This is a genomic window from Ruegeria sp. BHSB064 (genome assembly GCF_059613205.1).
This window is the reverse complement of the sequence record NZ_JBXWSB010000022.1, coordinates 38,391-51,426: the sequence shown is the minus strand read 5'-3', so window position 1 is coordinate 51,426 and position 13,036 is coordinate 38,391. Positions and strand designations below refer to the sequence as shown.

Below are 13,036 nucleotides of genomic sequence, written 5' to 3'. Positions count from 1 at the left end.
CCTGTCCGACGTGATCGAATACCTGATCAAGAACGGCGTGCATGGTCTGATCTCGGGCGGATCGACCGGTGAAAACTATGCCCAGACCGTGGAAGAACGGCTGGAGTTGGCCAAATTCACCCATAAGAAGCTGAATGGCAGACTGCCGTTAGTGGTTGGCACAGGTGCGATGCTGACGTTGGACTCGATTGCCCTTGCATCGGGCGCACGTGAGATTGGTGCGGATGCGATCCTACTCGCCAGCCCGCCCTATTCGGTACCGACCGACCGCGAAAACGCTCTGAACGCGCTGGCTATCGACAAGGCCGCGGACCTGCCCGTAATGCTGTACAACTACCCCCACCGCACCGGCACGATGATGGGTGAGGAGTTCCTTGACCGTGTAGGCCGTAGCCGAAACTTCTGCGGCATCAAGGAAAGCTCGGGCGATATCAACAGGGTGCACCTGCTGGCGCGGGACTATCCGCACATCCAGCTTGGCTGCGGCATGGATGACCAGGCGCTGGAATTCTTCGCCTGGGGTGCACCATTCTGGGTCTGTGGCGGGTCGAACTTCCTGCCTGCCGAGCATGTGGCGCTGTATCAGGCCTGCGTGATCGAGGGGAATTTCTCCAAAGGTCGCCGGATCATGTCGGCCATGATGCCGCTGATGCGGGTGTTGGAACAGGGTGGCAAGTTCATCCAGACCATCAAGCATGGCGTGACCATGAACGGGATCGATGCGGGTGCCATGCGGCCTCCGCTGAAGGGTCTGAACAAAGACGATAAGCGCGCGTTGGAACAGGTGACGCGCGTGCTCAAGAAGACAATCGCTGACATTGTGGCTGAGGGGTAAGAGACATGGATCTGCTGACACAGGACGAATACAAATCCATCGCCGCTGGCCTGACGCTGCCCACAGGCGCTTTCATCGACGGTGCCTTCCGCCCCGCGATTTCGGGTGAGACCTTTGAGACAGTGAACCCAGCCACTGGCGACAAACTGGCAGATATCGCGTCTTGCGGCGCAGCGGATGTGGACTTTGCTGTCGAAAAGGCGCGTGAGGCGTTTGACGATGGCCGTTGGTCGAAGCTGCACCCGTCCGAACGCAAGGATGTGCTGATCCGGTTGTGCAAACTGATGACCCGCAACGCGCGCGAACTGGCGGTGATCGAAAGCATCGACAGCGGTAAGACCATCTTTGATTGCGAAACCGTGGATGTGCCCGAGACGATCCACTGCCTGAAATGGCACGCCGAGGCGATTGACAAGATATACGATCAGGTCTCGCCCGCCAGCGACGATCACATCGCCATGGTGGTGCGCGAACCGATTGGTGTGGTCGGTCTGGTGCTGCCTTGGAACTTCCCGCTGCTGATGCTGGCGTGGAAAATCGGGCCTGCTCTGGCGGCAGGGTGCTCGGTCGTGGTGAAACCCGCGGCGGAAACCACGCTAACCGCCCTGCGTATGGCCGAGCTGGCGATGGAGGCTGGCCTGCCGCGCGGCGTACTGAACGTTGTCCCCGGTGGCGGCGCAGAGGTCGGCGAACCCATCGGGCGGCATATGGATATTGACATGGTCTCCTTCACCGGCTCGACCGTGACCGGCAAGCGCTTCCTGACCTATTCCGCCGAAAGCAATGCCAAAGAAGTGGTGCTGGAGATGGGCGGCAAAAACCCGGCCATCGTCATGGATGACGCTGAAAACCTTGACCGTGTGGCCGCGCATGTGGTGAACGGCGCGTTCTGGAACATGGGCGAGAACTGCTCGGCCTCTTCCCGACTGATCGTGCACAAGGATGTGAAGGCCGAGTTGCTGGAGCGTATCGCGCATCATGCCAAACAGTGGAATATCGGCGACCCTCTGGACCCCGAAACCCGCATGGGCGCGCTGGTCAGCGAAGGGCATTACAATAAGGTCTGCGGCTATCTGGATCAGGCCGAGAACGTGGTGATCGGCGGCAAAGCTGACAAAGGCTTTGTCGAGGCTACGGTGGTCGAAGTGCCCGGCAATGATGCAACTCTGGCGCGGGAAGAGATCTTTGGCCCGGTTCTGTCGGTGATCGAAGTGTCAGGCTTTGACGAAGCCATCAAGATCGCCAATGACACCGATTATGGCCTGTGTGCCTCGATCTTCACGGCCAATGCCAAGCGTGCCATACGCGGTGCGCGGGCCATTCGGGCGGGCACTGTGACGGTCAACAGCTTTGGCGAAGGCGACATCACCACGCCGTTTGGCGGCTACAAGCAGTCGGGCTTTGGCGGTCGCGACAATTCGGTCCACGCCCACGATCAGTACACCCAGTTGAAAACAATCTGGATCGATCTGGCCGATGACGCGGACGAGGCCGTGGATTGACGCGGTTCGAGGCCAAAAGACTACCCCGACAGACGGGCCCGGCGGGATGGAATGCCATCCTGCCACCCCAGACGCCTCTGCCGGAGCTGAACAAGGACCTGACCACTGACATCACAATTGTCGGCGGTGGGTTCGCCGGGCTCAGCACGGCGCGTCGGCTACATCAACTGGATCCAACACTAAAGGTTGTTCTGCTGGAAGCGGGCCGATTTGCGGATGGCTCTGCGGGGCGAAACTCGGGCTTCATGATAGACCTGCCCCATGATCTGGCCTCGGACAACTACGCGGGCGATGCGTTAGAGGCAGATCGTGCTGCCATTGCGTTGAACCGTAAGGCCATAGCTTTTGCGACCGACGTGGCCTCGGACTGTGCACTGCCGCAAGAGATGTTCGACCCCTGCGGCAAGTACAATGCAGCCGCCACCAAAGCGGGCGACGCGCACAATCAAGAGTTTGCAGAACATCTGACGAAACTGGGCGAGCCGCATACGCTCTATGACCAGCAACAGATGCAAGAGATCACGGGAAGTCCCCACTACACCTCGGGGCTTTACGCACCAGGAACAGTGATGATCCAGCCTGCGGCCTACGTACGGGCGCTGTCGGCCCAATTGGCTGATCAGATTGACGTGTTCGAGAATTCGCCCGTGACCAGCTTTGAAAAGCAGGGCGCTGGCTGGGTGGTGGACACAGCCAAAGCAAGGGTCAGCACCGGGCGGATCATTCTGGCCAACAATGGCCATCTCGAAAGCTTTGGGTTCTACCAACGGCAATTGATGCATATCTGCCTTTACGCCTCGATCTCGGCCCCGCTGACCGAGGCACAGATCAAGACACTGGGAGGACAATCGCGCTGGTCAGTGACACCGGCGGATCCGATGGGCACATCGGTACGGCGCATTGCCGGCAGCTACGGTGATCGCATCCTGATCCGCACCGGTTCCAGCTTTCATCCGACGATCGAAACCAGCGCGACGCGGATGCGCAATGCTGGCCGGATACATGACCGCAAGTTCAGGGAACGTTTCCCGCACCTGCCAGACGTCAAGATGGAGCACCGCTGGGCCGGAATGCTCTGCCTCAGCCGAAATGGGTCCGCAGCGTTTGGTGAGCTGGAGGACGGTGTGTTCTCGGCCTGCTGTCAGAATGGACTTGGCATCGCCCGAGGAACCCTGCAGGGCATGGGGATCGCGGAACTGGTGATGCAGGGCGGGTCAGAAATCGCAGATCACTTTCTGGCGCAGCCGGACCTTCCGCGCCTGCCGCCCGAGCCATTCGCCTCGCTTGGGGCGAACAGTTACCTGTTCTGGAAAGAATGGCGATCCGGCAAGGAATGATGGTCAGGGCAAGCTGAGTTTAGCCATACGCCCGCCATCCACCGTGTAAACCTGCCCGGTGATAAAAGCCGCATCCGCTGACGCCAGAAAGGCGACGAGCGCTGCAACCTCTTCGGGGTGGCCGGTCCGGGCCAAAGGGTGGATTTTGGCAACGTCACGACGGAATGCAGCGGGATCGGGCATGGATTCAATGAAATCCTCGTTCAGATCAGTATCGATCCATCCCGGTGCAATGGCATTGCAGCGGATACCTTCAGCCCCGTGATCCACCGCAACGGCGCGGGTCAGACCATGCAGCCCCGCTTTGGACGCGCAATAAGCCGCGTGACCGGGATTGCTGCCCAAACCTTCGATGGATCCTGTATTGACGATGTTGCCTTTGGTTTCGCGCAGATGCGGCAGCGCGGCTTTGATCATCAGGAACGGTGCGGTCAGGTTGACCGTCAGATTGCGGTGCCAGTCTTCAAGGCTCATGTCTTCGACCAAGGCTTCCTGCATCATACCCGCGTTGTTGACCAACACATCCAGGCGCCCAGCATCAGAGATCACTTCGCTGAGCACCTGTGCCGGGCTGTCGGGATCGGAGAAATCCGCTACGATGCCTTGAAACTCGCGGTCTTCTCCTCGTTGCGCGGTAAAGACCTGTGCGCCCTCATCCCGTAACCGACGGGCAATGGCCTGACCGATGCCGCTGCGCCCGCCTGTGACCAGCGCCACCTTTCCCTCGAACCGCTTCATGAAACGGGCTTCCCTCCGTTGACCTCAACCAGCGCACCGCAAACATAACGCGACGCGTCCGAGACAAGGAACATGATGACGTCTGCAATATCTTCGGGTTCGGCGATGCGGCCCAGCGGCACGGTCTGGCCCAACGCTGCCACGGCTGTATCGGGATCAAAGCCGCGCCTTTCAAAACCCGAGCGCAGCATAGGCGTATTCACCTCATTCGGGCACACAGCGTTGATGCGGATACCCTGATGGGCGTGGTCCATTCCCATACACTGGGTCAGGGACGCAATGGCCGCTTTGGTCATGCAATAAACCGCGTGATTGGGACCGGGGCGCAGCCCCCAACAAGACGCGGTGTTGACGATAGCCCCCCCTCCTGTTTTAGCCATGATCGGAATCGCCGCGCGACAGATGCGGAACGGGGCTTCGACGTTGACGCCCAGTGACAAAGACCAATCCGCATCTGACGTGTCAGTGACAGACCCGCGTGTGATGACGCCTGCGTTGTTGATCACGATATCGAGCCCGCCCAGCGCAGCCGCCGCGGCCTGAGGCAATTGGTCGGCATAGTCTGGATCAAGCAGATCGCCGGGCAGATGCGCGTCGGCCTCAATGCCAACGACCGACCGGTCCGCAACCGCGACCCGCGCTCCGGCTTCCCGCAAACGGTGAACGATTGACGCCCCGATGCCGCCAGCCGCACCAGTGACCAAAGCCGATTTTCCATTCAGGGTCATGAGATCATCCACAGTTAGAACGACGCGACAGGAGTTCCGAATTGGCTTTCATCAGGCACCACGCCCAGCCCCGACCCGGTTGGCAACGCAATATGCCCGCCCTTGATCTGGATGCCATTTTCGGGATCATAGTTGCCTTCGATATAAGGCGCAGCAAGCCAGACGCCTTCCAGCAGATCGGGCCGAACCGTTGCACCGACATGAGTGCAGGCTGCGGCGATGATATCCCCGCCCCAACTGTCATCGCAGGTGTGCGGAAGGTTGCGGGCCTCGCAAATGTCGCGGAAAGCGCGCATCGGGTGCAACCCGCCGATCCGAGTGACTTTCATCCCGAACCCATCGACCAAACCGGTCCCTGCGGCCGAAATCACTGTGTTCAGATCGGTGCTGTTTTCGTCCATGTAAATACCGTGCGTGACCTGAGGGCGAATCTTCTGCAGATCCTCAATGGTGTTACAGGGCTGTTCCATGATGAACGGGATTTCCGGACACTCGCGGCTGACGCGCAAAGCGTCGCGCGTGGTCCAGCCCCGATTGCCATCTACAGCCAGGCGCGTACCCGACCCTTTGACAACGTCCCAGACCTTGCGGATGGTTTCGATGTCGATCTCAACCGGGCGGCCCCCGACCTTGATCTGCAAACGCGGGTAGCCTTCGGCCATCTTTTCGGCGGCCAGCCGGGCAATATCGTCCGGCGCGCCAACGCCAGTGGCATAATAGGACGGCACCGTGTCTGTGGTTGCTCCGCCCAGCAGATCACAAACAGGAACGCCCAGATGTTTGCCCAACACATCATGCACTGCGATATCGATTGCCGCTTTGGCATAAGCGTGCCCGTTCAGCAGCCCATCCATCCGGCGATGCAAGGTTAGCGGCAGTGCTTCGGTGCCGATCAGGCCCGGGGCCATTTCGATCAAAGCTGCACGGGCCCCTTTTGCGTGCGCCTCAGCATATGTCGGGCCAACTGGGCAGGTCTCGCCCCACCCCACCAGACCGTTATCCGCAACGACTTTGACCAGCGTCGTATCAAGCGACCAGACCTGTGCGTTGGCCATAGTGTAGGGTCCGTTTTTAACCGGCAGCTCGTGGCTGTAGATATGGAGTTCGGCGATCTTCATGTTGCTCTGTTTTTCCTGAACGAAAAAGGGCCCGCCCGGATTGCGGGCGGGCCAGTACGGGGAGATTGTATCAGTAGGTCTGGTTCAACTCATCCGCTGCCGGGATTTCCCTTTCGCGGCGCGCGATATAGTCGAGAAGCGCTTCGTTCTTGGCTTCGTCCAGTTTTGGTTCTTGATATTCGGCCAACAGTTTTCGCGCGTGCTTCAAGGCGCGTTCAGTGATTTCCACTTCGCCCTCGGCCACCCATTGTTCGATCGAGTTGTTGTCAAAGAGTTCAGGCATAAAGAACGCCGTCTGGAAATTGTCCTGCGTGTGCGGGTGGCCAAGGTAGTGACCGCCAGGGCCTACATCGGGAACCGCCGCCAGAGCCTGATCAAAATCGTGCCATTTCGGGCCTTCCGCCATTCGGTAAGCCATCGCGCATTGCTCGGCATCCACCACGAACTTGGCAACTGAACAGTGCATGCCCGCCTCATTCCAGCCTGCCGAATGCCAGATATAGTTGGCTCCGGCGTGGATCACCGCGCTGAGCGTTGTGGCGGATTCGTATCCCGCTTGCGCGTCAAACGTCTTGGCCCCGCCCAGCGTGTTCGAAGTGCGCCATGGCACGTCGTAGAACCGCGCCATCTGACCGATCATGAAGTTCATAAGGCTGATTTCAGGTGTGCCCGCCATGGGCGCACCGGATTTCATCGACACGGTCGACAGGTAATGCCCCCAGATCGCAGGTGCGCCCTTGCGGATTACTTGCGTGTAAGCCAGCGCTGATAGCGCCTCGGCGGTTAGCTGCGCCACAGTCGCGGGCACCGACGCGGGAGTGTTCGCGCCACCCAAAACGAAGGGCGAGCACAAAACCGGCTGGTTGCGTCGACTGAAGGCACGCATCGCGCCCAGCATGGTTTCATCCCACACCAAAGGGCTGTTGCCGTTGCAGTTGCCGGTGGTGACTGGGTGGTCGTTGATAAAGCCTTCACCGAACAGGATATCGCACATATCCATCACATCCTCGGCATTCTTGGGCGAGGTGGTCATGCCCATGAAAGTTTTGTCCGAATATTTCATCGACGAATAGGTGATGCGCAGGTGCCGCTGGCTGATCGGGTGATCATAAGGCTCGACAATATGGTGAGCCGAGCTGTGAAGCGCAGGCATCATGTGCGACAGTTTGTGGAACATCGCCAGATCATCCAGCGTCGGGTTCCGGCGCACGTCATCCAGATCGCGCAGGAAAGGCGCGCCGGTCATCGGAACAAAGATCGAATGCTTGCCACCCAGCGCAAGGTTCTTTTGCGGGTCGCGCGCATGATAGGTGAACTGCGCTGGAATGGTCGAGATCAGCTCGCGCACCATGTTGCGGTCCAGAAAGACCAACTCTCCGACAACCTTGGCACCGGCTTTATTCCAGTCCTCCAGCGCAATCGGGTCGCGGAACTGGACACCGACATTTTCCAGAATGTCCATTGCGGCGTTGTCGATGCGTTCGACCTGGCTTCCGTCCATGACTTCGCAAACGGGGATGCCTCGGGTCAGGCCCGGCAACATGGCAAAATTCGGGGCGGTACGTTTGGCGCGGCGGGCAGAGCGTCCACCAGACCGCGCAGCAGTGCGAGTAGTCAAAGGGCAATCCTCCAATTTTCACACAAACTGGCGGATTCGCCGGGCGATTACCTCTCTGATTGCGATATGTGCTTGCAGGAAGCGACACGGGCCACATCCAGGGATTTTCGTGCGCGCGCAGCACAAGTGAACCTTTGGTTGCCTTTCGTTAAGTAACCTGCTTCACTGTCAAACAGGTGCATACATCTGCAACACGTACCCGTATGGTTGTTTCAGGAGGGGCGCAGAAATGCACCACACGACGGAAATGCTGATCATCGGCGCCGGTTTTTCAGGGCTGACCATGGCGCTTGAGGCCCGCAAACGTGGCCTCTCCGATATTGCGATTTTGGAAAAGGCCGATGATATCGGTGGCACGTGGCGCGAAAACACCTATCCCGGCGTTGCCTGCGATGTGCCTTCGCACCTTTATTCTATGGCCACCCATCCGAACCCGCACTGGAGCCGCGCTTATGCCGGGGGTGCCGAGATTCAGGCCTACCTGAAAGACGTCGCGCGACAGGAGGGGCTTTATGACCTGTGCCATTTTGGGCGCGAACTAAAGTCGGCCAGATGGGATGGCGGCCGCTGGCACGTTGAAACCGTCGATGGCGATCTGTGGTCGGCCCGCTTTCTGGTTTCTGCAATTGGGGCCTTGCATCATCCAAGTATTCCGGATCTTCCGGGCGCAGAAAGTTTTCCCGGCCCCCGTTTCCACTCGGCCCAGTGGGACCATGATGTGGATCTGACGGACAAAGAGGTTGCAGTTGTCGGCACCGGGGCGTCAGCAGTGCAATTCGTGCCAGAGATTGCCAAAATCGCGCGCCATGTCACCATCTTTCAACGCAGCGCGCCATACGTGATGCCGCGCCCGGATGGACCTATCGCGCCTTGGGTGCGCAAACTATACGCCCGTATTCCTTTGTTGCCACGTATCAGACGCAAGCTGATTTTTATGCTTTTTGAGTTCCGTCACCGCGTTTTCCGGGGCGAAGAACGGGCGATGAATTTCGCACTGAAGATGTGGCGAAAATCGCTGGAAAACGCGATCACCGACCCCGAAGAACGACGCGTTCTGACACCCAACTATCAGATCGGCTGCAAACGCATTCTCAGCTCGAATGACTGGTACCCGACGCTCGCCCTCGACAATGTCAGCGTCATTCCGCAGGGTGTTGCCCGTATCGACGGGGATAAACTCATTGCGGCGGATGGGACCGAGATCCGGGCTGACGCGCTGATCTGGGGCACAGGCTTTCACGTGACCAATGTGGTCGAGCGGCTGGACATCACGGGCTCTGATGGCCTGACACTACGCACCGCATGGGAAGACGGCATGAACGCTCATCTGGGCACTTCGGTCGCGGGATTTCCCAATTTCTTTGTTTTGCTGGGCCCGCATACAGGTTTGGGCCACAATTCGGTCGTGCTGATGATCGAGGCGCAGGTCGAGCATATCGGCCGAATTCTGAGCGAGATGAAGCGCAAAGGGTTTTCCGCAATCACACCTGACAAAACGAAACAGGCGGGCTTTACGCAGGAAATGGCGGATCGTCACACCGACAGCGTCTGGCAGTCCGGGGGGTGCACCTCGTGGTACATTGATGCGGACGGTAAAAACACAACTCTTTGGCCGGGCACCGTTGGCGAATACCAAAAACGCATGGCACAGTCGGGGTTGGAGCAATACAATCCCGTTGGGACCGGAGACAGCTAAATGACAATTGTTCTAAGCCTGATCGCAGCCTTTCTCGCCTTTCTTCTGGCTATGGCGTTGTGGACCCGACGGATAATGCGTCAGGGTCTGAAAACCGTACCACAGCTGGGTCAGATCGTACCCGTTCAGGGCGGCAGCATTCACTTTGTGGAAAAGGGCGATCCCAACGCACAAACCATTGTCATGATTCACGGCCTCGCCGGGCAGTTACAGCACTTCACGTACGCGCTGGTGGATCAACTGTCAGAGGAATACCACGTCATAGCGCTGGATCGACCCGGATGCGGATACTCGACACGTGATATGGCAGAATTGGCACATTTGCCGCAACAAGCCGCAATGATTGCCGAATTTCTGGAGACCAAAGGCGTGGATCAAGCCGTACTAGTGGGACACTCCTTGGGGGGCGCGGTGTCGCTTGCGCTGGCTTTGGATCATCCCCAGCGGGTGTCCGGCCTTGCTTTGTTGGCCCCGCTGACTCACAGGCTTCCTGAAACACCGGTGATCTTCAAACCGCTCGAGATTCGGACAGAGTGGCTGCGCAGCCTGATCGCCAACACGATCGCGGTGCCCATGGCCTCAAAAACAGCACCACACAGTCTGGGCGTGGCCTTTAGGCCAGAAACCCCACCCGATGACTTTCTGAACCGTGCAGGCGGCGCGCTTGGTTTGCGCCCTTCGGCATTTATCACCGCCTCGCAGGATGTCATGGGCCTGGATGCCAGCTGCGACGCACAGGTGGCCAGGTATCCCGAGTTGTCTGTGCCGGGGGGTATCCTCTACGGTCGTCAGGACGCGCTCCTATCCCCGGCGCTTCATGGACCTCCGATGACCAAATATGGCCTGAGTTACGAAGAACTGGACGGGCTGGGTCATATGATTCTGATTACAGAACCAGAAACATGCGCAGCGTTCATCCGCAGGATGGTAGAAGCGACGACAGCCCCTCATACGTCCACGCAGAAGGCGATGCCCGAAGCCGTGAAAGAAATCCCCGGTTAGGGTGATTTCCCTCTTGACCCTCCCCTGCCCCTCGCTTACATCGCCTCTCACTCAAGGCGGAGTAGCTCAGTTGGTTAGAGCAGCGGAATCATAATCCGCGTGTCGGGGGTTCAAGTCCCTCCTCCGCTACCAAAATCCCTGAAAACACAGTTATTGATGATGTCGTTGGTACGCGTTTTGCCTTTCAAAGGGCTACCGACACTAAATCTTTACTAAGCAGTCTCATGTTCAGAACCTGTAGTCTGATCAGCGACATGCGCCAGCCCCTCTTTTGGCTCAGGATTCCAATAGCCTAAATTCCCTGACGGCTTAATACGGTGGTCATTCTCTAATCTATGGCAGATCTATCCGGCGCTTATCGCGGGTCGCCTCATGGGTTTGCTCCGCCCCTTCCGTTTCAATGCGGACACGTAGTTTTTCCGTTCCGGCGAATTGCTCGAAATAGGCCAGTTCAATGCTGTTCAGCACGCTCATGTCCTGACATTGGATAACATAGTCTGCCTGAAACTCCGCGTGACTCTCGTCAGGCGATACCTCGGAACTCACACTACCGGGATCGCCGGAATCTGCAATATCGTGCGTGAGGATTACATTGGCAGATGTGGTGAAGCACCCCGCTTCGGCTGGGACGATAAACAGGTTCAGCGGTTTGGACAGTTCAGAAATCGCAATGGCAACTTGCGTACGCTCGTCGTCGTTTGAAACCGGAGCTTCAAATCCCACAATATCCATACTGGGAACTTTGAGCGTTAACGACAACCCGGCTTCGGAAAGGACAACATCCAGCTGACCGGTGCCATGGAGATGAGGCGCCGTTATCTGCGTCGCTTGCGCTGCAAGAGCCGCAGGAAACAGGAACAAGGCCAAAACTACACACTTCATTAACCAAACCGCCACAAACAGAATCACAACGCTGATTCTAGCGCGAATCAACCGCCGTGCAATTGCAACGACCCGTTCAGACCCCACCAGATATGGGGAGTTAAGCTGCGATGGGCCTAGAATATATTCCCGACAATAAAACTCAGGTTGACTTTACTGAGTAATTCACTCAGTTATTCAGACGCAATGCGAGCGGGCTATTCCCGCACAATCTGACAAGAAAGCACCAATTCCATGACCAAGTTGTTTTTTGCCGCCAGCGCTATGACATTTTGCGCAGCGACCGCCGCGTTCGCCGGTGACGCGCCAGCCAAAGCAGACGTACTGGAAAACTATGCCAATATTGCCGAAGCAAAATTTGATGACAGCCTGATCGCAGCCAAACGCCTGCAAGCAGCCGTTGATGCGCTGATCGCGGAACCTTCGGATGCCACATTGAACGCGGCTCGCGCCGCCTGGATCGCGGCACGCGTGCCCTATCAGCAAACCGAGGTTTACCGCTTTGGCAACGCCATCGTTGATGAGTGGGAAGGTAAGGTGAATGCATGGCCGCTGGACGAAGGTCTGATCGATTATGTCGATGCGGCCTATGGCGGCGCCACCGACGAGAACGAATTCGCCGTATTGAACGTCATCGCCAACCCGAGCTTCGAGTTGTCGGGGGAAGCTATTGACGCCGGCGAAATTACTCCTGAACTGCTGAGCGAAACGCTGCACGAGGCTGACGGCATCGAAGCCAACGTGGCCACAGGCTATCACGCGATCGAATTCCTTCTTTGGGGGCAGGATATGAATGGCCACGGCGCAGGTGCAGGCACCCGCCCGGCCACCGACTATGTGCAGGGCGATGACTGCACTGGCGGCAATTGTGACCGTCGCGCCCAATATCTGAGATCTGCGACCAATCTGTTGGTCAGTGATCTGGCCTGGATGGCGGATCAGTGGAAGGAAGGCGGCGCGGCCCGTGCCGCCCTGATGGAGAATGAGGCCGCGGGTGTCAGTGCGATCCTGACCGGTATGGGGTCACTGTCTTACGGTGAGCAAGCCGGTGAACGCATGCGTCTGGGGCTCATGCTGAACGATCCCGAAGAAGAGCATGACTGCTTCTCGGACAACACGCATAACAGCCATTACTATGACGGTCTGGGCATCCAGAACGTCTATCTGGGCAGCTACACGCGCATCGACGGCACACCGGTTTCGGGCGCGTCCCTGTCGGATCTGGTTACCGCAACCGACCCGGCGCTGGACACCGAGATGAAGGCGAAACTGGCCACAACCATGCAAGCCTTGGGCAAGATCAAGTCGACTGCCGAAGCGGGGTTTGCCTATGACCAGATGCTGGAACGCGGCAACCAAGGTGGCGAAGCCCTGATCATGGGGGGCGTCAACGGTCTGGTCGATCAAACCAAAACCATCGAACGCATCGTAACAGCACTTGAACTGGACGGCATCGCGTTTGAAGGGTCCGACAGCCTGGATAACCCCAACGCCGTTTTCCAATAACCCCTTAGCGGGCCGGGAAGATCTGTTTCCCGGCCCAAATCCCCACCTGATCGCCAGAAAAAAACCCGAACCAA

At 58.3% G+C, this 13,036-nt stretch carries 11 protein-coding genes and 1 tRNA gene; 7 read left to right on the top strand and 5 right to left on the bottom strand.

The genetic code is table 11. The annotated features are described in order from the left end of the window. Position 1: 1 nt before the first annotated feature. From AC2FNU_RS07745 to AC2FNU_RS07735, 3 genes are read left to right on the top strand one after another with little or no spacing between them, the layout of a single operon-like run. Positions 2-835, top strand: coding sequence for a dihydrodipicolinate synthase family protein (locus AC2FNU_RS07745; protein WP_496786806.1), 834 nt, complete (start codon positions 2-4; stop codon positions 833-835). A gap of 5 nt (positions 836-840) precedes the next feature. Further along, positions 841-2,337 (top strand): aldehyde dehydrogenase, encoded by a 1,497-nt coding sequence (locus AC2FNU_RS07740; RefSeq protein WP_496786803.1) that lies wholly within the window; start codon positions 841-843, stop codon positions 2,335-2,337. Next, on the top strand, positions 2,334-3,674 hold the full coding sequence (locus tag AC2FNU_RS07735) for an NAD(P)/FAD-dependent oxidoreductase (protein WP_496786800.1): 1,341 nt from the start codon (positions 2,334-2,336) through the stop codon (positions 3,672-3,674). Before AC2FNU_RS07740 ends, AC2FNU_RS07735 begins: the two co-directional genes overlap by 4 nt. Positions 3,675-3,677: 3 nt before the next feature. Here AC2FNU_RS07735 and AC2FNU_RS07730 read toward each other — a convergent pair whose 3' ends face one another. From AC2FNU_RS07730 to AC2FNU_RS07715, 4 genes are all read right to left on the bottom strand, one after another. After that, positions 3,678-4,412, bottom strand: coding sequence for an SDR family NAD(P)-dependent oxidoreductase (locus AC2FNU_RS07730; RefSeq protein WP_496786798.1), 735 nt, complete (start codon positions 4,410-4,412; stop codon positions 3,678-3,680). Next, the gene (locus AC2FNU_RS07725; RefSeq protein WP_496786796.1) at positions 4,409-5,140 is read right to left on the bottom strand and encodes an SDR family NAD(P)-dependent oxidoreductase; all 732 of its coding nucleotides are present in this window, start codon (positions 5,138-5,140) and stop codon (positions 4,409-4,411) included. The genes AC2FNU_RS07730 and AC2FNU_RS07725 overlap by 4 nt, the downstream gene beginning before the upstream one ends. 14 nt (positions 5,141-5,154) lie before the next feature. Then, on the bottom strand, positions 5,155-6,258 hold the full coding sequence (locus AC2FNU_RS07720) for a mandelate racemase/muconate lactonizing enzyme family protein (protein WP_496786794.1): 1,104 nt from the start codon (positions 6,256-6,258) through the stop codon (positions 5,155-5,157). A gap of 70 nt (positions 6,259-6,328) precedes the next feature. After that, on the bottom strand, positions 6,329-7,876 hold the full coding sequence (locus tag AC2FNU_RS07715; protein ID WP_496786792.1) for a trimethylamine methyltransferase family protein: 1,548 nt from the start codon (positions 7,874-7,876) through the stop codon (positions 6,329-6,331). 229 nt (positions 7,877-8,105) lie between these two features. Here AC2FNU_RS07715 and AC2FNU_RS07710 point away from each other — a divergent pair, with 229 nt between their 5' ends. The 3 genes from AC2FNU_RS07710 to AC2FNU_RS07700 all read left to right on the top strand — a co-directional run bounded on the left by AC2FNU_RS07710 (position 8,106) and on the right by AC2FNU_RS07700 (position 10,706). After that, positions 8,106-9,572 (top strand): flavin-containing monooxygenase, encoded by a 1,467-nt coding sequence (locus tag AC2FNU_RS07710; protein WP_496786790.1) that lies wholly within the window; start codon positions 8,106-8,108, stop codon positions 9,570-9,572. Continuing rightward, positions 9,573-10,574, top strand: coding sequence for an alpha/beta fold hydrolase (locus AC2FNU_RS07705; RefSeq protein WP_496786788.1), 1,002 nt, complete (start codon positions 9,573-9,575; stop codon positions 10,572-10,574). It begins immediately after the preceding gene. A 55-nt stretch (positions 10,575-10,629) separates the two neighbouring features. Beyond that, positions 10,630-10,706 (top strand) — tRNA-Met (locus AC2FNU_RS07700). Between the two features lie 201 nt (positions 10,707-10,907). Here AC2FNU_RS07700 and AC2FNU_RS07695 read toward each other — a convergent pair. Beyond that, positions 10,908-11,483 carry a ZrgA family zinc uptake protein gene (locus tag AC2FNU_RS07695; RefSeq protein WP_496786786.1) on the bottom strand — a complete coding sequence of 192 codons (576 nt, stop codon included), beginning with the start codon at positions 11,481-11,483 and terminating at the stop codon, positions 10,908-10,910. Positions 11,484-11,690: 207 nt separating this feature from the next. On the opposite strand from AC2FNU_RS07695, the gene AC2FNU_RS07690 reads away from it, so the two are divergent. After that, positions 11,691-12,962, top strand: coding sequence for an imelysin family protein (locus tag AC2FNU_RS07690; protein WP_496786784.1), 1,272 nt, complete (start codon positions 11,691-11,693; stop codon positions 12,960-12,962). Positions 12,963-13,036: the final 74 nt, after the last annotated feature.

Excerpts from the sequence above, each read along its gene's own strand:
- AC2FNU_RS07710 (WP_496786790.1), top strand. The coding sequence starts at position 8,106 with ATGCACCACACGACGGAAATGCTGATCATCGGCGCCGGTTTTTCAGGG.
- AC2FNU_RS07740 (WP_496786803.1), top strand. The coding sequence starts at position 841 with ATGGATCTGCTGACACAGGACGAATACAAATCCATCGCCGCTGGCCTG.
- AC2FNU_RS07720 (WP_496786794.1), bottom strand. The coding sequence starts at position 6,258 with ATGAAGATCGCCGAACTCCATATCTACAGCCACGAGCTGCCGGTTAAA.
- AC2FNU_RS07730 (WP_496786798.1), bottom strand. The coding sequence starts at position 4,412 with ATGAAGCGGTTCGAGGGAAAGGTGGCGCTGGTCACAGGCGGGCGCAGC.
- AC2FNU_RS07690 (WP_496786784.1), top strand. The coding sequence starts at position 11,691 with ATGACCAAGTTGTTTTTTGCCGCCAGCGCTATGACATTTTGCGCAGCG.
- AC2FNU_RS07725 (WP_496786796.1), bottom strand. The coding sequence starts at position 5,140 with ATGACCCTGAATGGAAAATCGGCTTTGGTCACTGGTGCGGCTGGCGGC.
- AC2FNU_RS07705 (WP_496786788.1), top strand. The coding sequence starts at position 9,573 with ATGACAATTGTTCTAAGCCTGATCGCAGCCTTTCTCGCCTTTCTTCTG.